This is a genomic window from Burkholderia cepacia (assembly GCF_001039005.1).
In the GTDB taxonomy this organism is placed as follows: domain Bacteria; phylum Pseudomonadota; class Gammaproteobacteria; order Burkholderiales; family Burkholderiaceae; genus Burkholderia; species Burkholderia theae.
The window spans coordinates 16,234-41,492 of the sequence record NZ_LDWR01000048.1 but is presented as its reverse complement, the minus strand read 5'-3'; the positions used below and the strand labels follow the sequence as shown (position 1 = coordinate 41,492).

At 67.0% G+C, this 25,259-nt stretch carries 22 protein-coding genes; 10 read left to right on the top strand and 12 right to left on the bottom strand.

The window, feature by feature from the left end:
- Positions 1 to 209: 209 nt before the first annotated feature.
- Positions 210 to 1,361 (bottom strand): porin, encoded by a 1,152-nt coding sequence (locus VL15_RS27420; RefSeq protein WP_048249800.1) that lies wholly within the window; start codon positions 1,359 to 1,361, stop codon positions 210 to 212.
- A gap of 571 nt (positions 1,362 to 1,932) precedes the next feature.
- On the opposite strand from VL15_RS27420, the gene VL15_RS27415 reads away from it, so the two are divergent.
- From VL15_RS27415 to VL15_RS27385, 7 genes are all read left to right on the top strand, one after another.
- Positions 1,933 to 2,970 (top strand): ABC transporter substrate-binding protein, encoded by a 1,038-nt coding sequence (locus tag VL15_RS27415; protein WP_048249799.1) that lies wholly within the window; start codon positions 1,933 to 1,935, stop codon positions 2,968 to 2,970.
- Between the two features lie 70 nt (positions 2,971 to 3,040).
- On the top strand, positions 3,041 to 4,006 hold the full coding sequence (locus VL15_RS27410; protein WP_048249798.1) for an ABC transporter permease: 966 nt from the start codon (positions 3,041 to 3,043) through the stop codon (positions 4,004 to 4,006).
- 14 nt (positions 4,007 to 4,020) lie between these two features.
- Entirely contained in the window at positions 4,021 to 4,842 is an 822-nt protein-coding gene (locus tag VL15_RS27405) for a quaternary amine ABC transporter ATP-binding protein (RefSeq protein ID WP_053077708.1), read from the top strand.
- Positions 4,843 to 5,530: 688 nt separating this feature from the next.
- Positions 5,531 to 6,775, top strand: coding sequence for a hypothetical protein (locus tag VL15_RS27400; protein WP_048249797.1), 1,245 nt, complete (start codon positions 5,531 to 5,533; stop codon positions 6,773 to 6,775).
- A 110-nt stretch (positions 6,776 to 6,885) separates the two neighbouring features.
- On the top strand, positions 6,886 to 7,476 hold the full coding sequence (locus VL15_RS43260; protein WP_230684529.1) for a hypothetical protein: 591 nt from the start codon (positions 6,886 to 6,888) through the stop codon (positions 7,474 to 7,476).
- Positions 7,477 to 7,479: 3 nt separating this feature from the next.
- Entirely contained in the window at positions 7,480 to 8,172 is a 693-nt protein-coding gene (locus VL15_RS27390) for a C39 family peptidase (RefSeq protein ID WP_048249795.1), read from the top strand.
- An 8-nt stretch (positions 8,173 to 8,180) separates the two neighbouring features.
- Positions 8,181 to 8,891 carry a hypothetical protein gene (locus VL15_RS27385; RefSeq protein WP_053077707.1) on the top strand — a complete coding sequence of 237 codons (711 nt, stop codon included), beginning with the start codon at positions 8,181 to 8,183 and terminating at the stop codon, positions 8,889 to 8,891.
- Positions 8,892 to 8,965: 74 nt separating this feature from the next.
- Here VL15_RS27385 and VL15_RS27380 read toward each other — a convergent pair whose 3' ends face one another.
- From VL15_RS27380 to VL15_RS27355, 6 genes are all read right to left on the bottom strand, one after another.
- Positions 8,966 to 10,333: an acetate kinase gene (locus VL15_RS27380; RefSeq protein ID WP_048249794.1), complete on the bottom strand. Its 1,368-nt coding sequence runs from the start codon at positions 10,331 to 10,333 to the stop codon at positions 8,966 to 8,968.
- Positions 10,334 to 10,853: 520 nt separating this feature from the next.
- Positions 10,854 to 12,521, bottom strand: coding sequence for a GMC family oxidoreductase (locus VL15_RS27375; protein WP_048249793.1), 1,668 nt, complete (start codon positions 12,519 to 12,521; stop codon positions 10,854 to 10,856).
- A 17-nt stretch (positions 12,522 to 12,538) separates the two neighbouring features.
- Entirely contained in the window at positions 12,539 to 13,756 is a 1,218-nt protein-coding gene (locus VL15_RS27370; protein WP_048249792.1) for a mandelate racemase/muconate lactonizing enzyme family protein, read from the bottom strand.
- The gene (locus VL15_RS27365) at positions 13,753 to 15,075 is read right to left on the bottom strand and encodes an MFS transporter (protein ID WP_230684528.1); all 1,323 of its coding nucleotides are present in this window, start codon (positions 15,073 to 15,075) and stop codon (positions 13,753 to 13,755) included. Before VL15_RS27365 ends, VL15_RS27370 begins: the two co-directional genes overlap by 4 nt.
- Before the next feature lie 129 nt (positions 15,076 to 15,204).
- Positions 15,205 to 16,629, bottom strand: a complete 1,425-nt coding sequence (gene aldA, locus VL15_RS27360; RefSeq protein WP_048249791.1) for an aldehyde dehydrogenase — start codon at positions 16,627 to 16,629, stop codon at positions 15,205 to 15,207.
- Between the two features lie 304 nt (positions 16,630 to 16,933).
- Positions 16,934 to 17,872 (bottom strand): LysR substrate-binding domain-containing protein, encoded by a 939-nt coding sequence (locus VL15_RS27355; protein ID WP_047901832.1) that lies wholly within the window; start codon positions 17,870 to 17,872, stop codon positions 16,934 to 16,936.
- A 198-nt stretch (positions 17,873 to 18,070) separates the two neighbouring features.
- Here VL15_RS27355 and VL15_RS27350 point away from each other — a divergent pair, with 198 nt between their 5' ends.
- Entirely contained in the window at positions 18,071 to 18,946 is an 876-nt protein-coding gene (locus tag VL15_RS27350; RefSeq protein WP_048249790.1) for a LysR substrate-binding domain-containing protein, read from the top strand.
- Between the two features lie 99 nt (positions 18,947 to 19,045).
- Here the strand turns inward: VL15_RS27350 and VL15_RS27345 are convergent, their stop codons facing one another.
- Positions 19,046 to 19,411, bottom strand: a complete 366-nt coding sequence (locus tag VL15_RS27345; protein ID WP_048249788.1) for a hypothetical protein — start codon at positions 19,409 to 19,411, stop codon at positions 19,046 to 19,048.
- On the bottom strand, positions 19,408 to 20,133 hold the full coding sequence (locus VL15_RS27340; RefSeq protein WP_048249787.1) for a hypothetical protein: 726 nt from the start codon (positions 20,131 to 20,133) through the stop codon (positions 19,408 to 19,410). Before VL15_RS27340 ends, VL15_RS27345 begins: the two co-directional genes overlap by 4 nt.
- A gap of 394 nt (positions 20,134 to 20,527) precedes the next feature.
- Between VL15_RS27340 and VL15_RS27335 the strand changes: the two genes are divergently transcribed.
- Together VL15_RS27335 and VL15_RS27330 are read left to right on the top strand one after the other, a co-directional pair.
- A complete protein-coding gene (locus VL15_RS27335; protein ID WP_048249785.1) occupies positions 20,528 to 20,785 on the top strand; it encodes a type II toxin-antitoxin system ParD family antitoxin in 258 nt (85 codons plus the stop codon).
- Positions 20,782 to 21,081, top strand: a complete 300-nt coding sequence (locus VL15_RS27330) for a type II toxin-antitoxin system RelE/ParE family toxin (RefSeq protein WP_048249783.1) — start codon at positions 20,782 to 20,784, stop codon at positions 21,079 to 21,081. The genes VL15_RS27335 and VL15_RS27330 overlap by 4 nt, the downstream gene beginning before the upstream one ends.
- Before the next feature lie 186 nt (positions 21,082 to 21,267).
- On the opposite strand, the gene VL15_RS27325 is transcribed toward VL15_RS27330, so the two are convergent.
- The 3 genes from VL15_RS27325 to VL15_RS27315 all read right to left on the bottom strand — a co-directional run bounded on the left by VL15_RS27325 (position 21,268) and on the right by VL15_RS27315 (position 25,259).
- Entirely contained in the window at positions 21,268 to 22,641 is a 1,374-nt protein-coding gene (locus VL15_RS27325) for an MFS transporter (RefSeq protein WP_048249782.1), read from the bottom strand.
- A 121-nt stretch (positions 22,642 to 22,762) separates the two neighbouring features.
- Positions 22,763 to 24,214, bottom strand: a complete 1,452-nt coding sequence (locus VL15_RS27320) for an NAD-dependent succinate-semialdehyde dehydrogenase (protein ID WP_048249781.1) — start codon at positions 24,212 to 24,214, stop codon at positions 22,763 to 22,765.
- 22 nt (positions 24,215 to 24,236) lie between these two features.
- On the bottom strand, positions 24,237 to 25,259 hold the full coding sequence (locus tag VL15_RS27315; protein WP_048249780.1) for an aldo/keto reductase: 1,023 nt from the start codon (positions 25,257 to 25,259) through the stop codon (positions 24,237 to 24,239).

Sequence of the window (25,259 nt, the reverse complement as noted above, 5' to 3'; positions counted from 1 at the left end):
AACACGCGCCGGTTACGCAGGACCGATGCCATGGATGGCGCGCGCAGGAATCGCACAGTGTATCGGCGGATCGATGCCGATTGACCTGTCACGGTTGCGGGGCCGCGCCCCATGAAAAAACCCGCCGGCAGGCTTGCGCTTGCGGGCGGGCAAAGACACCTCGGCGGAGTCGCGCGGGTGTCGCGTGAAGTCTGGAGAACCGCGTGGCGTCAGAACTTGTGGCGCAGCGCGAGACGCACGGCCACCTGATTCGACGTCGACGACGGCGCGTCGGTGCCGGGGATGAACGCCTGGTCGAGGATCGAGTTCGTCTTGTCGCCGGCGATGTGCTGATACGCAGCCTGCACGTACACGTCGGTGCGCTTCGACAGGTTGTAGTCGGCCATCAGCCCGACCGAATGGATCTTCGGCTTCGCGTCGCCGGTCGATGCGTCGTACTTCTCGAGCGACAGCACGTACTGCGCGCCGACCATGAACGCCGGGGTGATCTGGTACGAACCGTTCAGTTCGAAGTTCTGATACTTGATCGCGCTGACCGTCGCTCCCGGCGCGATGATCGCGCCCGGCGTGCCGAGGTAGCCGTTGCCGGTCGGGTTCTTGTAGTTCGAGTTCGTGTACGCGAAGCCGACCGTCGCGGGCCCGAACGTGTAGTTGATGCCCGCGCCGAACACGCGCATACGCTCGGCGATGAAGCTCGCGTCGTTCGCGGTGATCGCGCCGGCCGAGCCATCGCCCGGATGGTTTGCCTGCAGGTATGCGGCGCCGATCAGCAGCCCGTTGTTCTGGTACTGCGCGCCGAAGCTGTACGCGCGGTTGTCCGAGAAGTTCGTGCTGTTGCTGAAGCTGTAGGCGCCGCCGAACTGGAAGCCGCCGAAGTTCGGGCTCGCGTACTTGACGGTGTTGTCGAGGCGGAACGAGTTGTCGGTGTTGTCGTTGTCGAACGGGTGCGCGAGCAGGTAGCCGCCCCAGTTGCCGTTGGCGGTGGTCGGCGCGAGATAGTCGACGACCGAGTCGTACTGGCGGCCGAACGTCAGCGTGCCGTACTGCGCCTGGCTCAGGCCGACGTAGGCCTGGCGGCCGAACATGCGGCCGCCCTGGTTGAGCCGGCCGGTGTTCACGTCGAAGCCGTTCTCGAGCTGGAAAATCGCCTTCATGCCGCCGCCGAGATCCTCGCTGCCCTTCAGGCCCCAGCGGCTGCCTTGCGCGTAGCCGCTTGCCATCTCGTAGACGTGGCCGGTGCCGACGTTGTTCGTGTAGTTCAGGCCTTCGTCGATCACGCCGTACAGCGTGACGCTGCTTTGCGCGAACGCGGGGGACGCGAAGGCGGTCGTTACGGCCAGCGCCGTCAGGGTCTTTTTCATTGAGATCTCCGGGATATCCAGCTTGTATCGGTTGTCGTGAGCGCGTCCGGCGAGGCGCGCCCCGTCATCCGGGGCGATCCGACGCAGCGCGCGCGGCGCCGGAAACGCGCAATGCGCGGCGGCGCGGCGACCGGCAGCGTCGGGTCGTGTCTCCTCCGATGACTCCGCGCATTCTTCCCAACCCGGAAAGGAATCGAAAGCGAGTAATTTCGATGGATGGGATCGGGTTCGCCGATGGGGGCGCGACGGGCGGTTTCGACAGTCGAAACGGCGCGTGTGGCGCGGCGGTTCCAAGTTGGCCTAACAAATTGCCGGGCGGGGTCGCGGCACAGCTCGCTCCGAGCCGTGCGCGGCCTCGTAAAATCGGCCGAAACGCCCGTCCGGCGGGCCTGACGGGGCATCCGGCGATCGATTGGCGCTGCCGATTGCAATGATCGGAATTACTCGTTTCCCTAAACAAATTGGCGGCTCAAACATGCAGACTGACCGGACGTGGATGGATTCGCGATTCGCCGGTCGCCGCGCATGCCGCGACGCACAAACTACAGATTCGATTTGGAGACGACCCACCATGCAGATTCGACGACTGAAAACGGTCCTTCTCGCCGCCGCGGCGATCCTGTCCGCGCCCGCCGCCCATGCGGCCGGCGGCGCGTGTGCCGACGGCAAGACGGTCCATTTCGCGGGCATCACGTGGGAGAGCGGGTCGTTCGCGACCGAGGTGCTGCGGCAGATCATGGAGAAGGGCTACGGCTGCAAGACGGACGTCGTGCCGGGCAGCACGGCCGCGACGGAAACGGCGCTCGCGCGCAACGACCTGCAGATCTGGGCCGAGCAATGGACGGGCCGCAGCGAGATCACCGCGAAGGCCGTCGCGTCGGGCGCCGTGAAGCTGATCGGCGACACGCTGCCGGGCGGCACGACGGAAGGCTGGTTCGTGCCCGAATACGTGGTGAAGGGCGATCCGGCGCGCAACATCAAGCCGGTCGCGCCGGGGCTCGTGTCGGTCGACGATCTGCCGAAGTACAAGCAGGTGTTCGCCGACGAGGAGGAACCGGACAAGGGCCGCTTCCTGAACTGCCCGACCGGCTGGGACTGCGAGCGTGTGAACACGCGCCTGCTGAAGGTGCTGAAGCTCGACCAGTCGTACACGAACTTTCATCCGGGCACGGGTGCGGCGCTCGACGCGGCGATCGCGTCCGCGTACCAGCGCGGCGCGCCGATCGTGTTCTATTACTGGGGCCCGGCCGCGCTGATGGCGAAATACAAGTTCGCGGCGCTGAAGATGCCGGCCTATAACGAAGCATGCTGGAAGACGCTGCGCGACGAGAGCAGCACGCACCAGTGCGCGTCGTCGTACATGGTGTCGCGGCTGACGGTCGGCGTGTCGAAGCCGTTCGCCGATGCGAACCCCGATCTCGTCGGCGTGTTCGGCAAGGTGCGTTTTCCGATGGACTTCCTGAACCAGACGATCCTCGAGATGACGACCAAGAAGATCGACGGCGCGGCCATGGCCACGCAGTTCCTGAAGACCCGCCAGGACATGTGGAAGCAGTGGGTGCCGGCCGACGTCGCGCAGAAGATCGCCGGCAGCCTGAAGGGCGCGTAACCTGCGCGCGGCGGCGGGTTCGTGCCCGCCGTCGCCGTCACGCGCCTTCGCGGCGCGACGGAGAATCAACATGAACGGCTTCTTTCTGCACCTGTCGATCGCCGACTGGGTGAACAGCGCGCTCGAGACTTTCGTCGCGCAATACGGCGACAGCTTCCATCACTTCAGCGTGCTCGTGTTGCGCTACCTGCTCGTGCCGCTCGAAGGCGCGCTGCGTGTCGCGCCGCCGTGGCTCGTGCTGCTGGTCGTCGGCGCGATCGCGTGGAATGCGACGCGCCGCATCGGCCTCGGCGCGCTCTTCATGCTGCTGCTTTACGCGATCGGCTGCTTCGGCCTGTGGGACAAGCTGATGCAGACGCTCGCGCTGATGCTCGTCTCGACGGTGCTGTCGGTCGCGATCGGCGTGCCGGTCGGCATCCTTGCCTCGCGTAGCGCGTGGCTGCGGCGGATGCTGCTGCCCGTGCTCGACGTGATGCAGACGCTGCCGAGTTTCGTGTACCTGATCCCGGTGCTGATGCTGTTCGGCCTCGGCAAGGTGCCCGCGATCCTCGCGACGATCATCTATGCGCTGCCGCCGCTGATCCGCCTGACCGATCTCGGCATCCGCCAGGTCGATCCGGACGTGACGGAAGCCGCGCGCGCGTTCGGCACGACGCGCTGGCAATTGCTCGTCAACGTGCAGTTGCCGCTCGCGCGGCCGAGCATCATGGCCGGCATCAACCAGACGACGATGATGGCGCTGTCGATGGTCGTGATCGCGTCGATGATCGGCTCGCGCGGGCTCGGCGAGGACGTGCTCGCGGGCATCCAGACGCTCGACGTCGGCAAGGGCACGCAGGCCGGCCTCGCGATCGTGATCCTCGCGATCGTGATCGACCGGATCAGCCAGGGCTTCGGCCAGGAACGGCGCGCACGGCGGCGGCTTGCGCAGCAGCGCCGGCAGAAGGGCGCGTCGCGCGTGCCGTACCGGCTGCCGCGCAAGGCGCAGTCGGCGGGCGTCGATTCGAATCAGGCGACGCAATCGTCGCGCGCATAGGAACGGAGACAGACATGGCGACCATCGACGTCAAACACGTGTACAAGCTGTTCGGGCCGCAGGCCGCGCATGCGCGCGTGCTCGACCTGCTGCGCTCCGGCAAGCGCAAGGCCGACGTGCTGGCCGAAACGGGCTGCAACGTCGGGCTCAACGACGTGAGCCTCGGCATCGAGTCGGGCGAGATCTTCGTGATCATGGGGCTGTCAGGTTCCGGGAAATCGACGCTCGTGCGGCACTTCAACCGGCTGATCGAGCCGACGGCCGGCGAGATCGTGATCGACGGCAGCGACGTGATCAAGCTCGATGCGCACGGGCTGCGCGAGCTGCGCCGCTTCAAGGTCAGCATGGTGTTCCAGAACTTCGGGCTGCTGCCGCACCAGACCGTGCTCGACAACGCGGCGTATGCGCTGCGCACGCGCGGCGAGAAGCGGCACGACGCGGCCGAAGCGGCGCGCAACTGGCTGACGAAGGTCGGGCTCGACGGCTACGGCGATCATTACCCGGACGAGCTGTCGGGCGGGATGCGGCAGCGCGTCGGCCTCGCGCGGGCGCTGGCCGCGGATACCGACGTACTGCTGATGGACGAGGCGTTTTCGGCGCTCGATCCGCTGATCCGCACCGAGATGCAGGATCAGCTGCTCGAACTGCAGGCGACGCTTTCCAAGACGATCGTGTTCATCACGCACGATCTCGACGAGGCATTGCGCATCGGCGACCGGATCGCGATCCTGCGCGACGGCACGCTCGTGCAGGTCGGGACGCCGGACGACATCCTGTCGCGTCCCGCCGACGATTACGTGCGCAGGTTCGTGGAGAAGCGGTCGAGCGTGAACTGAGCCGGCGCGAGAACGGCCAGCGAAGCACGGGGTGTCCCGCCTGCGTTTTGAGCGGCAGCCGGCGGGCACCCGCACATGATTGAGCCTCGGGCAGCCCGCGGGTTCCGTGCGGTGCACCGCAGCGGGATTTGCGTCGCCATTCCAGCGCGCCTGCCGGCTGGAATCCTCGTTCCGGCCGATAACCCGGCCCGCGCGCGCCGACGCTCGGCGCGGACAGAATTCGAAGAAAAAGCGACCTATCACAGTCGAAACATTTCTGAATGGCGTTCCATGCGGACTTTTGACGCCTTGGCGGAACGAATTCGGCGAGCGTCCTTGCCGGGCTTGCGTTTGCGATCGGGATCGAATACTCGGCGCTATGGGCATACCCGGATGCGCCAGACGCGACAGGCTCAAAAGTGAAACATTCCGCACTTGCAGGGCCTGCGTTCGGAATGTCAGGCAAGTGTATGAATGCAAAGGGGAAATCCATCCGCATATCGCGGATGTCCCGGCGCCATGCCGATCCACGCGTTTCAGGCTTGAAACATAAACCGCGTGCCGGGATCGGGCAGTCAGGCCACGTCGCGTGAAGAATCCAACGGTCGCTTTGTGTTCATGCCGCATGCAGGATTGGCATCGCCGATGCGTGGTGTCGTCCGGATTGGTGCGGTCGGCCAACCGTTCCTCGTTACTTCAGGAGGATTTCATGCGTAAAACTTTATTGGCGTCCGCTGCGTTTCTCGCCTTGGGATGCAGCGGCTACGCGATAGCGAATCCATGCAGCAGCGATACCAGTTCGACATGCAGCCAGAAAGCCGATGACGGATCGAACACTCTCACCAACACCGTCAACTCAAGCCAGACCAGCACCACCGGGTCCAATGCGAATGAAGTTTCGCCCGGTGCGAGTGTCTATCAGGACTCGTACAACAGCACCAAGGTCGTCGCGCTCAGCAAGCTCGACGGCTACGTCAGCAACGTCCAGGTCTGGGGCATCGGCAACCATGCGTCGAACTCGGGCAGCGCGGCCGGCGGAGGCGGCGGCAAGGGCGGCAACGGGTATGGCTATGGTGGCACGGGCGGTAACGGCGGCGGCGGCGGCGCGGGCGGCGACGGTGGCAAGGGCGGCAGCGCGCATAACGGCAGCGCCACGGCGGGCAACGCCAGCAATGGCAGCGCAACGGCCGGCACCGGAAATGCCGGCAAGGGCGGCAACGGCGGTTCATCCGTGGCCAATGGCGGGACAGGCGGCTCCGCCACGGCGAGCGGCGGCTACGGGTCCGGCAAGGGCGGCGGCGCAGTCGCGGCTTCGGTCGGCGTAGGCGGCGACGGCACGGGCAGCGGCACAGGCTGGGGCGGCGGTACCGGCACCGCCAATCCTGGTTCCGCGTGGGCCAGGAATCATGGCAGCGGAAGCGCGTCGGCATCGGCCGGCAGCGGCACCGGCACCGGCACGGGGACCGGCAGTGGTACGGGTAGCGGCTCAGGCGGCGCAGGGTCGGCGGGTACGTCGACCGCTTCGGGCGGATCGGGCTCGGGCATGGGTGGCGCAGGCACGTCTTCGGGCGGAGCAGGCGGCTCGGGCGCGGCCGTTGCGGGCAACGGCGCTGCAGGCGGCGCAGGCACGGGCGGCAGCGCGACGAACGGCGGCGCGACGACGACGGCCAGCAACGGCAGCGCAACCGCGGGTAGCGGCGCGGTGGGCGCGATGGGCGGCGCGGGCGGCGCAGGCGGCATCGGCGCAGGCGGCACCGGTAACGGTGCGGTCGGCGGCGCGGGTGGCGCAGGCGGAGTCAATACGGTCGACGCGGGGACGTTCAACATGTCCAACGCGATGACGAGCGTCGGCCAGACCGCGGCGGGCATCATGGTCGCCAACCAGAACAGCGGCATGGCGTCGCTCATTCAGCAGGCCGTGACCGTGCAGGCGAACCTGACCGTAGGACGTTAGAAGGCCGGTTGGTCCTGGCGAGTCGAATGCATGGACGCGGGCGCATGCGATCCCGCGGCTTGCGTTCCATCGCCGGACGGAAGGACTGCCGGCGAGGGCGGGATGGCTGAATGGCCGTCTCGCTCCCGTTGGCGCAGGCCGGGCTGATTTCCGTCGATCGACGGTCACGCGGATTCCGCTCCCTGTGCGCCGGGTTCGAGCCGACTCGTGCAGGGACCAAGGAGACAGCCATGCGAATCCGAACGGCACTTTCGCTGGTGATATTGCCTGCGGCGCTGCTGCCGGGCCTGACGGCCCATGCCGCGGATGACGGGGCACGAACCGTCGCGGTGGAGGCAGCCGCCGGCGTGGCGCCGGCAGCCGCACCTTCCCCACCCACCGCGCGCGCGGATCAGGCCGCTCCGGCCGAGGCCGTCGCACCCCCTGCGACCGGCGCCGCGACCGCGCAAGCGGGCAGCTTCGGCGTCGCGATGACGCCCGACCAGCTCGACGAGCATCGGGGAGGCGATGCGCTGATCGGCCAGAACTATCTGACTGGCGCGGTGACCGACAACGTGGCGAACCGGGTGTCGACCGGCTCGAATTCGATCGCCGACGGCTCGTTCGCCAACTCGAGCGGTCTGCCGACGGTCATCCAGAATACCGGCGCCAACGTGCTGATTCAGAACGCGACGGTGCTCAACGTGCGCTTCGGGAACTGAGCGATGAGACAGGTTGCCGCAGCGTGCATCGCGGCGCTCGCGTACATGCTATCCGGCCCGGTTGCACGGGCGGACGAGATGACGGTCGTCGATCCGGCGGGCGCCGGCTATGCGATGCACGTCACGAGTCTCAAGGAAGCGCGCTTCAAGCGCACCGTCAAGCAGCAGTTCGATTTCAGCTGCGGGTCGGCTGCCGTCGCGACGCTGCTGACTTATCAGTACGACTACCCGGTGACCGAGCAGACCGCCTTCGCCCAGATGTGGGAGAACGGCAATCAGGAGAAGATCCGCCGGCAGGGCTTCTCGCTGCTCGACATCCGGCGTTTTCTCGACGCGCACGGCTTCGTCGCGGATGGCTACGAACTGCCGTTGCAGACGCTCGCCAAGACGCACACGCCGGCGATCGTGTTGATCACCGAGCACGGTTATCACCATTTCGTGGTCGTGAAGGGGCTGCGTGACGGGCGTGTGCTCGTCGGCGATCCGGCCACCGGCACGCGGCCGATGTCGCTGGCGAGTTTCGAGCAGAAGTGGGAAGACCATGTGATTTTCGTGATTCACAACCGGCCCGAGCTGGCGGTGTTCAACGACCCGCGTGACTGGCGCGTCGCGCCAAGCGCGCCGCTCTACACCGGCATCGCCCGCGACGGCCTGTACAACGTCGTGATGCCGAAGCATGGCCCGAGCGACTTTTGAGGACCGTCATGAGATCCGAGACCAGGAAGATCGCCGGCATCGCCGCGATGGTGTGCGGCGGGGTGACGTCCGTGAGTGCGGCAGCGATGCAGGACGGCGTGCCGTCCGCGACCGTCGAGCCTGTCGCGCAGACGAGCGGTGTCGTGCCGGCATCCGGCACGAACGCGGGCGCCGATACGGCGCCCGCGGAGTCGCGGGCCGGGGGGGCGCCGGGCCTGTGTGCCGCGCCGCTCGCGATGACGGCGTGCGCGGCCGGGCCGCCGGCCTCGGAACCGGGCGGCGTGCAAGAACGGAACTGGCCGGCAACCGGTGCGATCGCGCTCAGCGACGCGCGCCTCGATGCGATGCGCGGCGGCTTCGATATGCCGAGCGGCCTGAAGGTTTCGTTCGGCGTGTCGCGTGTCGCGTTCGTGAACGGCAATCTGGTCGCGTCGACCAGCTTCAACATCCCGGACATCAGTCATATCACGGCGCAACAGGCGCAGGCGCTGGCGGCCGCAAATGCGGGCGGACTGATCCAGGTCGGCGCCGGCAACACCGCGCAGCCCGCCGCGCTGCCGGCGCTGACCGGCGCGGTGATCCAGAACACGTTGAACAACCAGCAAATCCAGGCGATGACGACGATCAACACGACAGTCAACACACTGTCGATGTTCAAGAACCTGAACGTGATGTCGACGCTGAACAATGCGTTGCTCGGCGTGTTGCCGGGACGATGAATGGCTGATGAGCGGGCAGCGGCACGCCGGGGCCGGTGTGCGTCGCGCGGCCCGCCGTCGGTGCCGTCCGGCGATCAGAACGCAAACGGCACGCGCAGGGTCATGGTCACGTCCGGCGTGTCGCGCGTGAGGCCGGCGCCGATCGAAAGATTCAGCGTGGTCTTCGGCGACAGCCGGTACGAGTAACCGACGAGCAGCGTGCCGAGGATCACGCGCACCGAGCTGGGCACCGTCTGGCCGTTCTGTTTCGTGGGCAGCACGATGCTCTGGTCGTAGCCGAGGCTCACCGACGCTTTCTCGTTCAGCGCGAGGCCCATGCCGATATTGAACCCCCAGATGTCGCCGGGCTGCACTTTGCCGACGAAGTCCTTTTGCCCATCGAGAATCGTGAGGCTGAGATTGTCGCGGCTGAAGCTGTGCAGATAGCTGAAGTTGCCGAAGAACACCACCGGGTCGGACGGAAAGAGCCACGTGAGGCCCGGCTGGATCGCGTAGAAGCCGGAGCCCGTCGGCTGCTCGAGCGGCAGGCCGGTGCCGGTGGCATTGCCGACGCAGCGCGTGACGCAGTCGGTGACGACGTCGAACGGGCTCTTGCCGGTGGCGGTCTTGAAGCGCAGCCAGCCGATGTAATAGAACTTGTCGGGGCCGCCGGTATTGAACTGGTAGCGCAGCGTCATTTCGACGTCGCCGAGGCCCTTGCCGTGGCTGTTGAACGCGTTGTCCTGGGCGGTACCGGTGAAGATCTCGCGGCTGATCGTGTCGTTCGTCGAGTACACATAGGGGACACGGACTTCGACTTCCATCCGGTTGGTGATCCCGTAGCGCACCGCGACCGCGCCCGTCAGCGTGGTGGTCTTGACTTCCCGCACGTCGACCAGGCCGATCAGCAGCGCCGGGATGATCGTGTAGCCGACGAGTGCGACGCGGTCCGACGACGAATAGCTGAACTGGAGCGACGGCTCGACGACGAACTTGTGCTTCGGCGTCAGCACGCCGGGCTGATCGAAGATCGGCGCGACGGGCGGCGGCGCGGTGTCCGGCACCGGCGCCTGGCCGACCGGCTGGCTCGGCGGCGCCGCGGGCCCGGCCGCGGACTGCACGTTGCCGGGGGCATTGCCTGCCGTGCCGCCCGGGGCGCCGGTATCGGCCTGCGGCGCTGCGTCGCCGGGGCCGCTGGCATCGCCGGGGCCCGCGCCGCGCCGGGCCGCGAGCTCCCGGTTGTCCAGCGCCCGGCTCAGGCGCGAGAGACTGGCTTCTTCGTCGGCCAGCCTGCGCTTGAGCACGTTCAGCTCCTGCTGATGGTGATCGACTTCCTGGCGCAGTGCGGAAATGTTCTCCTGCGTCGACTGGGCGTCCAGCGACTGGGCCTGCGTTTCGGCCTGAAAGAGCAGCACGCTTGCATAGCTGATGGCATGGATGCAGCGAAATGGCATGCGCTTCACGGTGCGCCTCCACGATCGGGCCCGCGGTTCTCTCCCCGATGCACGCCGACGGCCGGCCGGCGCGCGCGTTGCCCCGGATCGCTTCGCTTCGCGTCACGTCACGCGTGCGCTGAACGCGCGTCACATCGCCCGCAAGCCAGAGGATGTCTCTCTGGCGGCATCGATGTGCGTGATCGAACGCAATGAAACTTCGGCAGCGAGGCCGCGCGCCGACACTGGTTTGTCGTGTGCACAACGTCCCCGCGACGTCGCGTCCCGCCGGCCGAACGACACGGCGACACCTGTTTCGCGGGGACTTCCGTCAAACCGAATGCACGTTTCGAGCCTGTGCGCACGGGCCGAGCGGCATGTTCATGGGGGTGTTTTCCCGTGTACCGGCGGGCATGGTTCCGACCAGACGATGCACGGGGCCGGCCGCCGTCGCCGGAGACGCGATCGCGTGGAAATCTTGCGTTCCCTTCCCGCCGCGACGCGCGTCGATTCCGCGGGAAGCGGTTCGCGCGAGCGTCGGGCCGTCGCGTCAGTGCGGGACGGATTCGCGGGTGGGCATTCGCGCGCCGGCGGTTTCTGCGCGTTGTGCATCCGCCAGGATCAGATCCGCGCCTTTCTCCGCGACCATCATCGTCGGCGCGTTGATGTTGCCCGACGTGATGTTCGGGAACACCGACGCATCGACGATCCGCAGCGCCTGCAGCCCGTGCACGCGCAGCGATGCATCGACGACCGACGTCGCCGCATCGGGCCCCATCGCGCACGATCCGCACAGGTGGTAGATCGAACCCGATTGTTCGCGGAAATACTGCAGCATCGCTTCGTCCGAGTCGACCTGCGGCCCCGGCGAGATTTCCTCGACGGTCATCGACTTCAGCGCCGGCGCGCGCATCAGCGCACGGATCACCTTGCTGCCCTGCACGGCTTCGTCGAGATCCTTCTGCGTGGTGAGCGCGTTGATGCGGATCTTCGCGGCGTCTTCCGCGCGGTTCGACGCGATCTCGATCGTGCCGCGACTCGTCGGCCGGCACGGGTTGAACGCGATCAGGAAACCCGAATACGGCTCGGGCTTGATGCTCGCGCGGTCGCTCTTCGGAATCCGGTACGACAGCGGGTTGAAGTAGAGCTGGAGGTTCGGCTCCTGCGTGTCGGCCGCGCCGCGGAAGAAGCCGCCGGCCTGGTTCACGCTCATCGCGAGCGGGCCGCGCTTCGTCAGCAGGTAGCGCAGCCCGATCTTCATCTTGCCGAGCAGCGTGCCCATCTCGTCGTTCAGCGTCGGCCGGTTCGCCTTGAAGTAGAAGCTCACGCACAGGTGGTCCTGCAGGTTGCGGCCGACCGCCGGCAACGCATGCACGAGCGGCACGCGCTCGCGCGCGAGCAGTGCCGGATCGCCGACGCCCGACAATTGCAGCAGCTTCGGCGTATCGACCGCGCCGGCCGCGAGGATCACCTCGCGCGCGGCGACGAGCGTTTCGTCGCCGTGCTCGCCCGCAACGACCACGCCGGTCGCGCGCGTGCCGTCGAACGTCACGCGCCGCACGAGCACGCCCGAGCGCAGCGTGAGGTTCGCACGGCCCAGTGCGGGCCGCAGGTACGCGAAGCTGCTCGAACAGCGTTCGCCGTTCTTCGTGTTCAGGTCGTAGATGCCCGCGCCTTCGAACTGCGCGCCGTTGAAATCGTCGGTGCGCGGTAGGTTCAGCTGCGCGCAGCCTTTCAGGAATTCGTGGACGATCGGATGCACGTCGGCCTTCATCGACGTGATGTGGATCGGCCCCGTCGCGCCGTGATGCTGCGGATCGGTCGCGCCGGCCGCGTGGGTTTCGAGCTTGCGGAAGTACGGCAGCACGTCGTCGTACGCCCAGCCCGGATTGCCGGCATGGGCCCAGTCGTCGTAGTCGCTGCGCTGGCCGCGTACGTAGACCATCGCGTTGATCGAGCCCGACCCGCCGACCACCTTGCCGCGCGGGCAGTACAGCTTGCGATCGGCGAGCTGTGCTTCGGGCTCGCTGTAATACATCCAGTTGTAGCGGCGGTTGTAGTAGGTCTTCGTGAAACCGACCGGCACCTTGAACCAGAACGACGCGTCGCGCTCGCCCGCTTCGAGCAGCAGCACCGAATGCCGGCCCGATTCGCTGAGGCGGTTCGCGAGGATGCAGCCGGCCGAGCCCGCGCCGACGATGATGTAGTCGTAAGTCATGGTCGCGTTGTTCCTGGTCAGCCCTTCGCGGGGGCGAGATCCTTCACGTCGACGGGCTTCTCGCCCATCTGCAGGTGCAGCCGTTCGCCGGTATAGGGCGTGTGCCGCTTCACGACGTCCATGTCGAGCTCGATGCCGAGGCCCGGCTCGTTCGACGGGATGATGTAGCCGTCTTCCCAGCGAATCGGCGTCTTCACGACCTCCGAATGGAACCCGCCCCACGTCATGATGCTTTCCTGGATCAGGAAGTTCGGCGTGCAGGTCGCGAGCTGGATGCTCGCGGCCGCGCCCACCGGCCCGTTGTACAGGTGCGGCGCGATCTGCGCGTAGTGCACTTCCGCGAGCGTCGCGATCTTCTTCGCTTCGAGCAGGCCGCCCACGCGCGCGACGTTCAACTGCAGGATCGACGCGCCGCCTGCCTGCAACAGCTTGTGGAATTCATACTTGGTCGTCAGGCGCTCGCCGGTCGCGATCGGAATCGACGTGTGCTTCGCGACTGCGGCGATCGCTTCTTCCTGGCCCGGCGGCACGGGTTCCTCGAACCACAGCGGATCGTATTTTTCGAGCCGCTTCGCGAGCCGGATCGCCGACGACGGCACCATCTGCCCGTGCGTGCCGAACAGCAGGTCGGCCTTGCTGCCGACGGCCTCGCGCACGCGGCGGCAGAACAGCTCGCAACGGTCGAGCACTTCGAGCGACAGCTGGTGGCCCGAGTACGCCGTGTACGGGCCGGCCGGATCGAACTTGACGGCCGTGAAGCCGAGCTTCACGTTCTCCGCCGCGCATTCGGCCGCGAGGTCGGGATCGTCGTAGTCGTATTCGCCCTTCGCGTTCTTCGGGTACAGATACGTGTACGAGCGCAGCCGCTCGTGGATCCTGCCGCCGAGCAGTTCGTACACGGGCTTGCCGGCGGCCTTGCCGATGATGTCCCAGCACGCCATTTCGAGGCCGCTGACGACGCCCATCATCGTGAGGTCGGGCCGCTGCGTGAAGCCGCTCGAATAGGTCTGGCGGAACAGCCGCTCGACGTGGTGCGGGTCGTGGTTCAACAGGTAGCGGTCGAACACGTCGTCGATGATCGGGCCCATCGCCTTCGGATGGAACGTCGCCGAGTAGATCTCGCCGACGCCTTCGATGCCGTCGTCGGTCTTCAGCTTCACGAAGATCCAGTACATCCCGCCGATATGCGGCGGCGGCACGGCGACGATGTGGGTTTCGAGCGAAACGATCTTCATGCGGACTCCTTGAGGCGGTTGAGGCGGACTTTGAGGAACGCGGCGGCGCCCGCGCCGCAGAGCGCGATGGCCGCGATATAGCCGAAATAGAGCTGGTAGCCGTGCGCGCCCGGGTAGGTCTGCGTCACGTAGCCGTTGATCAGCGGCACGAACACGTCGGGCGAATAACCGAGCACCGAGATCAGGCCGATCGCGAGGCCCGCGCAATGCGTGGGCACCTTGCAGTCGTCGAGCAGCGACCAGTACAGGCCGCGGATCGCATAGGTGAGGATGCCGATGAACAGCACGAGCACGACGAGCATCGCCTGCGGGCTGTGCGGCGGCGCGGCGATCAGCCCGACGAGCGACAGCGCGGCGAGCACGAGTGCCCAGAACAGCACGGATACCTTCGACACGCGGTCGCCGAGGAAGCCGCCGCCGATGCCGCCGACGGGACGCATCCACAGCTTGAGCGTCGTGATGAAGCCGGCCGCCGTCGCGCTGAGCCCGAAATTGCCTTCGTGCAGGTATGCGGAGAAGCTGTAGGTCGCCCAGAACACCTGGTAGCCGCAGAACACGATCGCCGCGACGAGCCACAGCTCGGGAATCGACGCGAGCGTCTTCAGGTCGGTCAGCACGCTGCCTTTGCGGCGCTGCGTGGCCGCCGCGCGATCGTTCGCGCGGGACGGATCCTTCACCAGCGCAAGCAGCACGCCGAGCGCGATGCAGAAGAACGCATACAGGTGCACGACGAGCTTGAAGCCGGCCGCATCGGTGCCGCCGCGCGCTTGCGTCACGTACGCGAACAGCGTGATCGCGATCGTCGCGAGCAGCGCCTCGACGAGCCCGCGGCCGCCGTCGAGCAGCCCGAAGAAGCGGCCCTGTTCGTCGGGGCCCGCGATCATGTTCACGCGCTTGATCACGGCCGCCCAGAACGTGAGGCCGGTGGTCAGCCCCCAGCCGCCGAAGATCAGCACGAGCAGGTTGAACGACGGCCCGGTCGCATAGACGAGCCCGAGCGCGCCCGTCGCCAGCAGCGAGAAGCAGATCAGCCAGCGCGGCGACAGGCGGTCGGCGAGCCAGCCGCTCGGCAGGTAACTGATGAGAAAGATCGTGCCGAGCGACGAATACAGGTAGCCGAGCTGCACGTCGTCGATACGGAAGAACTGCAGCATCGTCGGCTGGTACACCTGCCGCAGGTACAGCATCGGGTAGATCGCGCCCGCGGCGATCACGAGCAGCAGCAGTTGCAGGTAGCGTTGCGCGCGCGAGTCGGACGACGCGTGCGTTTTGTCGTGCAACGCGAGCGACGCGGCGGGCGTCGACGGTTGGGTCGGCATGATGTCTTCCTCCATCAGACTTCCTTCAGGCGGAGTCTGCAGATTTGTTTTGTGTTCGATCGGATCAGGGGCGGCGCGCGCGGCGTGGTGTCGGGATGCGCGCGCCGGAAACGGAGCGTCGGCGCGGCGTCAGTACTTCATGACGACGAGGCGCGTCTGCGTGAATTCGAGCATTCCGTGCTTGCCGTCGTCGCCGCCGAGGCCCGAGCGCTTCCAGCCGGCGTGGAAGCCCTGGTACGGATCGGCCGGCGTGCGGTTCACGTACAGCTCGCCCGCCTCGATCGCGTTCGCGACGGTCATCGCGGTGCGGTAGTGCTCGGTGTAGAGCACCGACGACAGCCCGAACTGATGGTCGTTCGCGAAGCCGATGGCCTCGTCGATCGTCGAGTAGCGCAGCACGGGCATGATCGGGCCGAAGGTTTCCTCCTGCACGATCTCCATGTCCTGCCGGCAGTTCGTCAGCAGCGTGGCCGGGTAGAAGAAGCCGGGGCCGTCGGGGATCGCGCCGCCGGTTTCGAGCGTCGCGCCTGCCGCGATCGCGCGTTCGACCATCCCGTGGATGTGCGCGCGGGCCGACGCGCTGACGAGCGGGCCCATGTTCGACGGATCGGCCGCGCGGTTGCCGCTGCGGACGGCGCCCATCTTTTCCTTGAGCAGCGCGACGAAGCGGTCGTGCACGCTGTCGTGCACGTACACGCGTTCGATGGCCGTGCACAGCTGGCCGCAATGGGTCGTCTTCGATGCGACGAGCGCGGCGGCCGCGCGTTCGAGGTCGGCGTCGGGCTCGATGATCGCGGGCGTCTTGCCGCCGAGTTCGAGCGACGGTTTCGCGATGTTCGCCTTGCAGTAGTCGAGCACCTTGCGGCCGGCGTTCACGCTGCCCGTCAGCGTGATCATCCCGACCGCCGGATGCGTGCACAGCGCCTCGGCCGTCGCGTGGTCCATCGTCAGGATATTGACGACGCCGGGCGGGAAACCCGCATCGTCGGCGGCCTTCGCGATCTCGAACGCGGACACCGGCGTGTGGTTGCTCGGGCGCACGACCACGGTGTTGCCGGCGATCAGCGCGGGCGCGACCTTGCGCAGCAGCGTGTAGACGGGATAGTTGAACGGGATCAGGCACGCGACGACGCCGATCGGCTCGCGCTGCAGGAACAGGTTCTCGTCGGGCGTGTCGCTCGGGATGATCTCGCCCTCGATCCGGCGTGCCCACTCGGCGTGGTAGCGCGTGATCTGGCCGGCGTAGACGGCTTCGTTCGACGCATCCTCGACGCTCTTGCCGGATTCCTGCGCGAGCGCCGCGCCGATCTCCGGCGCGCGCGCGGTCAGCGCGTCGGCGAAGCGGTGCAGGTAGGTGGCGCGCTCGGCGCTCGGCAGCTTGCGCCACGCCTTCTGCGCGGCCGCCGCGGCATCGACGGCGGCGAGCGCGTCGGCCGGCGTCGCGGCCGGTACGCGCGCGAACGGCGCTTCGGTGGCGGGATTGTGGACGACGATGAACGCGTCGTTTTCCGGGACGGCGAAACGGCCGTTCACATAGTTGCGTTCGGTGCGCATGAAGTGACTCCTCCGATGGATGCGGGCGGATCGCTTCGAGTGGCGACACGCGCGTAACGGGATAGAGGCCATTCTCTTCATGCGTTTAGCGCACGACAAACGACTTATTTTCGCGCCGAGCATGAGAAAAACGCACGTTACTCGGCGAATCGACCGGAATCGCCCGTCCGGCAAGGCGGGTGCGGCGGTGGCGGGACGCGGCGCGGGCGGTGGTCAGGCCGCGTTTTCCGACTGGTCCGAATGCGGGCGGGCGCGGAAGGCGCCAAGGTGTCGCCCGCGGGTGCCGGCCGGGGCGGAGCGCGCGCTACGCCAGAGGCACCTGCGGAAGCGGCGACGACGGTTCGAGGTGGCGCTTCGCGAGCCACACTTCCTGCTGCAGCCAGTCGCGAAACTGCACGATGTGGGGCAGGTTCGTCTGCTCGGGTCGCGTGACGAACCAGTACGACTGGTGGCCGTCGACGTGGACGTTGAGCACCTGCATCAGTTGCCCGGTCGCGAGTTCGCGCGCGACCATGTGGCGGTCGGCGATCGTGATCCCGAGGCCGTCGATCGCCGCGCGGATCGCATGGTCGAGCAGGTCGAATTCGTAGCCGCCGCGCGTGTCGACGTCGGCGATGCCGGCTGCCTTCAGCCAGTGTTGCCAGGTCAGGTAGCGCTGGTCGTCGGTCGCGAGCACGTGCAGCAGCGTGAAGCGGTTCAGGTCGATCGGCGCGCCCTCCTGGCGCAGCCGCGCATACAGCGCGGGCGCGCAGACGGCGATATGCTGCTCCTGCATCAGCAGCGCGTTGTCGAAGCCGTCCCATTCGCCGTCGCCGAACCGGATCGCGCAGTCGAGCACGCGCGATTCGCCGAGGCTGTCGTGGATGCGGGTCGTGAGGCTCAGTTCGAATTCGGGATGCGCATCGCGCAGCCGGCCGAGACGCGGCATCAGCCAGCGCGCGGCGAAGGTCGGCGGCACGTTCGCGCGCAGGCGGTTCAGGTGGGTTTTTTCCTGCAGGCTGCGCACGGTCAGCTCGATCTTGTCGAACGACTGCTGCAGTGCGCGCAGCAGCACGCGACCGGCCGCCGTGAGTTCGAGCTGGTGATGGCGGCGCTCGAGCAGGGTTTCGCCGAGCTGGCCTTCGAGTTGGCGGACCTGGCGGCTCACCGCGCTCTGCGTGACGTTGAGCAGTTCGGCCGCGCGCGTGAAGCTGCCGGTGCGGCCGGCCATCTCGAAGGCTTTCAGCGCATTCAGCGCCGGCATCTTGCGTCTCACGGGGCGGTGTCGTGTCGGGTGCGGGATGGTTATTGTAGGCGGGACGGGGCGACGCGTGATGCAGTGGCGGGCCGGGCCTTGGGGTTTTCACGGTGTGACGGCCGGCGCGCTTTTCTGCGATAAAGCTGCCCGCACGATGGCCGGCGGTGCCGGCCGGCAACAGAACGAACGAGAGGAATACACATCATGCGACGCCTGCCATCGTTGATCGCGCTGCGATTTTTCGAGGAGACCGCGCGTCACCTGAGCTTCAATCGCGCGGCGGTCTCGCTGTGCGTGACGCAGGGCGCGGTGAGCCGGCAGATCCGGCTGCTCGAGGAAGCGCTCGGCGCGCGCCTGTTCGAGCGCGATCACAAGGGCGTGCGCCTGACCGATGCCGGCCAGCGGTTGCTGCCGTTCATCGGGCAGGCGTTCGACACGATCGAGCGCGGCGTCGGCGAAGTCGCCGCCGCGCGGCCGGGCGCGAAGCGGCGCCTGACGGTGTCGCTGCCGCCGACGTTTGCCACGCAGTGGTTTTCGCCGCGGCTCGGCACGCTCGCGGAGGCGCTGCCCGACGTCGAGCTGTCGATCCGCACGGAGCCGGCCGACGATTGTCATTGCCACATCCGCTTCGGGCGCGCGGCGCGGCCCGGGATGCAATCGGAACTGCTGATGATGGAGCGGCATGCGCTCGTCGGTGCGCCGCGCTATCGCGGCGACGCGCTCGACGTGCTGCTCGGCCGGCTGCCGTCGCTGCATGTGTTGCACGAAGGCAAGCGCCTGATGCTGTGGGCCGACTGGTGCGAGCAGGCGGGCGTGCCGGTCGCGCGGATCGGTGACGGCATCGAGTTCTCGACGCTCGAACAGGCGATCCGCGCGGCGCGCAAGGGGGCGGGGCTCGCGGTCGTCGACCTGAACATGATCGAGGAGGAGATCGGCGAAGGCAGCCTCGTGCGGCTGTCGCCGGTGCAGCCGATCGGGCCGTTCGGCTATTGGCTCGATGTCGAGCCGGAGAGCGTCGCGGTCGAGCATGTGATCGCGTTTGCCGCGTGGTTGCGGGAGCAGGCGGTGAGGCGGGGGTAGGGGAGAGGCGAGGAGAGGGCCTCCGGATCGCAATGCGGTATCGATCACGACGACGATGTTCGTCGATCGTTCGCACGGCGATCCTCCCATCTCGATCTGTCAGAGAGTGTCACAAGTTGCGGAGTACAGATCGGGATCCAGGCCGAAATGCATGAACGTTTCCCGGCCCCCGATGGCTTTGGCTTCGGCTTCCGAGATGATGGGCAACGTGCACTTCGACGGATCGATGCGTCCCACGTTGAAGACTTTTCTCGGCAGCGGGGGCGTCGGCTCGCGGGTCGATTGTGCGGCCGGCTCGGCGGCGGACGTGCGCGCGAGACTGCGACGGAGTTCGTTCGTGAGGAATGCTTCGAGGAGTCGCCGCATTTCCGCGGGCCAGACGAGACGATTTCCGCTCATACGGCTGCGCGCCACCGACGGTCGCACGATCCGGAATCCGGCGATTGGGCGGTGCTTTTCTGTCATTCGTAAATCCCCTTCTCGATCAAGTAATCCCGCAGTGTCAGCACGGATGCACCATGCGGCGCAACGTTGAATGTCACCCACCGATGTGACCCGGCGACTCGCCAGAAGTCTCGCCCGACCCGGGTCGCATAGAGTGTGCGCAGGGATCGAAGCGAGCCATCGGCCAACCCGACCGGATATCCCTGGAAATACTGGAACAGGGCTGCTTCGTCTGCATGCGCGCCGGGAATGGGCGCATCGAAACCGAACCTCGGCCACGCGTAATATCCATGGAGCCGGGGCCCGCCGGGTTCCGGCGGTGCTTTTCGGCCACCCATCGCCAAAGCGCTGATCCGGGTGATGCCCAACGTATCACACGCCCGAACGATTCTCCAGAGCATTGCCGCGCCGAGTCCGGCGACCGCGCCGTCGGCCAGATCGATTGCACGGAGTTCGAGCACCTGCGTATCAGCAGTTCGGAATACTGATATCCGGTTTTCCGATCGGATCAACGTGGAGTGGGTGACGGCGAATGTCAATTTGCCGGCACTGTCGAGATAGGTCTGAACGTCCGATCCGGCCGGCGCGCCGCATAACGAGACCAGCAATTCGTCGGAAACGTGACGGTCAACGCCCAGCAGTGCGGAGATATCCAGGTCGCTTCGATCGATCGTCAGCCGATCGTCGAAGTACGTCGTCTCGTACGGCAGGACATGACTGAGATCGACAAAGCGAGCGGACATGGTGGCGGGCGAACAGCGGAAAACCCCAGCATATCGCCGCGAATCCGGCCGGCCGAGTCCGCCGAACGGCCAGTTCGACCGCGCGGATGCAGGTGATGCGCGAGTTCGGCATCGGGTGGGTAGACCTTCAGGCCGGGTTGTGGCGTGACGATGCCTTCAATCATGATCGGTGTTCGCACGGTGAGGGTCCGGCAAGGCTACACGAGCGAAGGAGATAACCGGATGAACGCCCGGGGCACCGCCGCCGCCACGCCGAAGCGCGTCCCGCTTCGTCCACCCGCCCGATCGGCAGCGCCGGCATGCGCGCCGATCCATCTGGAGATCATCTTCTTGATAATAGTTGATAAGGGAGTTACCCTTCATGCATCGAATTCAATGCGGTCGGGAGGTCGACATGATCAGTGCGGAACTGGGCCAGCAACTGGAGGCTTATGTCGCGAAGCTGGTCGAATCGGGGCGCTACGGATCCAAGAGCGAAGTGCTTCGCGAAGGCGTGCGCCTGATTCAGGATCGCGAGGCGCAACTGAATGCGCTGGACGCGGTGATCGCGCGCAGCCTGGCCGATGCGGAAGCAGGACGCGGCGCCGATGCTCAGGAAGTATTCGATCGCCTCGAAGCGAAGTATCGGGCACAGGCGAATCGTCAGGCATGACCGTCCGCCTGTCGGACTTCGCGATCGCCGAACTCGAAGCGATTGCCGATTACATCGCACGTGACAATCCGCAACGAGCCGTGACCTTCGTGCGGGAGATTCGCGACAAGTGTCTGGGTCTTGCCGGGATGCCGCTGGCGTTTCCGCTGGTGCCGCGCTTCGAGCGCCACGGCGTCCGACACCGCGTGTACGGCAACTATCAGATCTTCTATCGGGTCGTCGGCGATCCGCCGACGCGGATCGATATTCTTCACATCCTGCATGGCGCGCGGGACTACGCGTCGCTTCTCTTCTGAGCGATTTTACGAATCGCGTATTGTCGGGAAGGTAGAAAACCGCCGGCTGGAATGCACGAACCCGGCCTCGGCCGGGTTCGTTCGAATCACAATCTGCACTCTGCATTGCCGCCGCGCATTAGCAGCGTGCCGATGCGAAAGCGGCGAGCGCACCGCCGCAGGCAGGCACGAAGCCTGCCTCCATCGTCAATGCGCCGACGCCTCCTCGAGCGTCAGATGCTTCGTCTCCGGCGCCCACGCGATCGACACGATCATCCCGACCAGCAGTACGCCCGCCAGCGCGAACATCGTCGTGTGAAAGCCGAGCGTCGCGATGCCGACCGGCAGCAGAAACGTGCCGATCGCCGAACCGAGCCGGCTGCACGCGATCGCCAGGCCGACGCCGCATGCGCGCACTTCGGTCGGGAAGCATTCGGGCGGAAACACGCCGACGAGGTTGCTGAACGCCGACATCGTCAACGTGAAGATCGCGAACGCGACGATCATCGCGATGGCCGCCGACGACGGCAGCACCGCCAGCGCGACGAGCGACGCACACGTCACCGCGAACGAACCGATCAAAAAGCCGCGCCGCGACAGCCGGATCGTCAGCCAGATGCCGATCAGCGCGCCCAGCACGAGGAAGCCGTTCAGCAGCAGGTCCGCGCCGAAGCCTTCGGCGAGGCCGATGGTCTTCAGGATCGTCGGCAGGAACGTGTAGATCGCGAAATACGGAATCACGAGGCACACGAAGAACGCGCAGTTGAAGATCGTCCGGCGGATCAGGTCGCGCTGGAACAGCCGGCCAAAGCCCGCATTCGCGTGCGGCTCGGCCGAGCCGTCGAGCATCACGTGCGGCCCGAAATGTTTCGCGACGATCGCACGCGCCTCCTTCACGCGGCCCTTGCCGAGCAGCCAGCGCGGCGATTCGGGCGTGCCGATCCGCAGCACCAGCACGATCAGCGCGGGCAACGCGGCCGACGCGAGCAGCCAGCGCCATGCGTCGGGCGCGGCGTCGCTGTACGCGAGGCCGAGCACGTTCGCGGCGACATAACCGATCGTCCAGATCACGCTGAACGAACCGAGCAGCGCGCCGCGATGCTTGCGCGGCGAGAACTCGGCGAGGATCGCGTGGCCGACCGTGAAGTCGCCGCCCATCCCGAAGCCGATTAGCACGCGCAGCAAGCACAGTTCGAGCGGCGAGCTCACGAAGAACTGCGCGAACGCGGCCGCCGTGATGATCACGAAGCTCGTCAGGAAGATCTTCTGCCGGCCCATCCGGTCGGACAGCCAGCCGAACACGAGGCTGCCGAAGAAGATGCCGATCAGCGCCGAGCTGCCGATCATCCCCATCCAGAACGCGTCGATCGGCATCTGCTTGCCGAGCGCGGCGAGCGCGTAGCCGATCGTGCCGAGCGTGTAGCCCTCGGTGAAGTGCGCGCCGAACGTCAGGCCGGCGATCTTCACGTGAAAACGGTTGAGCGGCACGTCGTCGAGCGCGATGGGGCGGTGCGGCGCATCGACGCCGCGCGACAGCGGCAGCGCGCGGGCGGTGCCGGATTGAACGTTGGCTTGGGTCAAGCTGCCTCCGGATTTGTCATGCATGCGGCGCGCGGGCGTCGGACGACGCCGCGAAACCGTGCGAGGCGCCGCGCGGCCGGGCGGCGCGCGGCGCGGATCGACCGCGGAGAGCGGTCGGGGGTCAGCGGCCGAGGCCGGCCATCAGCGTGTACTTGAGTTCCACGTATTCGTCGAGGCCGTACTTCGAGCCTTCGCGGCCGAGCCCCGATTGCTTGACGCCGCCGAACGGCGCGACTTCGGTCGAGATGATCCCGTCGTTGACGCCGACCATCCCGCTTTCCAGCGCACCCGACACGCGCCACGCGCGGCCGAGGTCGCGCGTGTAGAAATACGCGGACAGCCCGAACGGCGTGTCGTTGGCCGCGGCGACGGCCTCGTCCTCGGTCGTGAAGCGGAAGCAGCCGGCGACCGGGCCGAAGGTTTCCTCTTCGGCGATCAGCATGCCGGGCGTCATGCCGGTCAGCACGGTCGGCTCGTAGAACGTGCCGCCGAGCGCGTGGCGCTTGCCGCCGGTGAGCACGTTCGCGCCCTTCGCGGTGGCATCGGCGACGTGTCGCTCGACCTTGCCGAGTGCCGCTTCGTTGATCAGCGGCCCCTGGTCGACGTCGCCCGCGAGCGCGTTGCCGACGCGCAGCTTGCGCACGGCGTCCGCGAGCTTGCGCGTGAAGGCGTCGTACACGCCGTCCTGCACGAGGAAGCGGTTCACGCACACGCAGGTCTGGCCCGTGTTGCGGAACTTCGACGCGATCGCACCTTCGACCGCCGCATCGAGATCGGCATCGTCGAACACGATGAACGGCGCGTTGCCGCCGAGTTCGAGCGAGAGCTTCTTCAGCGTGTCGGCCGACTGCTTCGCGAGCAGCTTGCCGACCCGCGTCGAGCCCGTGAACGACAGCTTGCGCACGACGGTCGAGCTCGTCAGCGTCTCGCCGATCGCGACCGCGTCGCCCGACACCACGTTGAACACGCCGGCCGGCACGCCCGCACGTTCGGCGAGCACCGCGAGCGCGAACGCCGACAGCGGCGTTTCCTCGGACGGCTTCAGCACCATCGTGCAGCCGGCCGCGAGCGCGGGGCCGGCCTTGCGCGTGATCATCGCGAGCGGGAAGTTCCACGGCGTGATCGCCGCGACGACGCCGACCGGCTCGCGCGTGACGACGATCTGCGCGTTCGGCTTCGGGCTCGGGATCACGTCGCCGTACATGCGCTTCGCTTCTTCCGCGAACCATTCGAGAAAGCTCGCCGCGTAGGCGACTTCGCCGCGCGCTTCCGCAAGCGGCTTGCCCTGTTCGCGCGTCAGCAGCTCGGCGAGCGCGTCGCGGTGTTCGAGCATCAGCTCGCCCCAGCGTTTCACGCGTGCGCCGCGCTCCTTCGCAGTCAGCGCGCGCCACGCGGGAAACGCGTGGGCGGCCGCATCGATTGCGCGCTGCGTGTCGTCGGCGCCGCCTTTCGCGACCTTCGCGATCGTCTCGCCGGTCGCGGGATTCAGCACCGGATAGGTCGCGTCGCTCGCGCCATGCGATTCGTGCCATTCACCGCCGATGTAATGGCCGGTTCTCAGAAATTCGCTCATCGTGTGTCGTTCCTTCAGTGCTTCAGTCTGCCGCGAAACTGCCCTGCGCCGGACGCGACTCGCGCGCGATGCGCTTGCCGGCCGTGTAGTCGTTGATCAGGTCGCACGGCGTGTAGTTGCGTTCCAGTTCGTGCAGCTCTTCATCGGTCAGCCGCGTTTCGAGCGCGCCGAGTGCGCTGTCGAACTGCTCGACGGAATCCGCGCCGACCAGCATGCTCGCGATGCCGGGCCGGCTCAGCACCCACGCCTGCGCGATCTGCGCGGGCGGCACGCCGCGCCGCTTCGCGACCTTCGCGACCGATTCGGCGATCGCGAGCGACGACGCGTCGCCGTACATCTGCGCGGTGAAGAAGTCGGTCTGGTTGCGCGTCGATTGCGGCTCGCAGGTCAGCAGGCCGCGCGCGAGCGGGCTGAACACCGACACGCCGACGCCCTGGTCGATGCAGTACGGCACCATCTCGCGTTCTTCCTCGCGATACGCGAGGTTGAGCTGCAGCTGCATGTTGATCGGCTTGTCCCAGCCGTTGCGCTCGCACGCCTGCATGATCTTCGCGAACTGCCACGTGTACATCGTCGATACGCCGATGTAGCGCGCCTTGCCCGCGCGCACGATGTCGTGCAGCGCGCTCATGGTTTCCTCGACGGGCGTGTTCACGTCGAAGAAGTGCAGCATGAAGATGTCGACGTAATCCATCCCGAGGCGCTTCAGCGACCCGTCGATGCCGTCGAGCACGTGCTTGCGCGAATGGCCGCCCGCATTCGGGTAGCTGCCCATGTCGTAGCCGACCTTGGTCGTCACGACGAGCTCCTCGCGGCGCGCGTTGCGCTTCAGGATGCGGCCGACCACTTCCTCGCCGACGCCGGTCGAATAGAAATCCGCGAGATCGATGAAGTTGACGCCGGCATCGAGCGCGCGGCGCACGATCGGCTCGCTCTGCGCTTCGTCGAAGATCCACGGCTTCCACTCGGGCGTGCCCATGTTCATCGTGCCGAGACACAGGCGGGACACCTTCAGGCCGGACTGGCCAAGGCGGACGTATTCCAT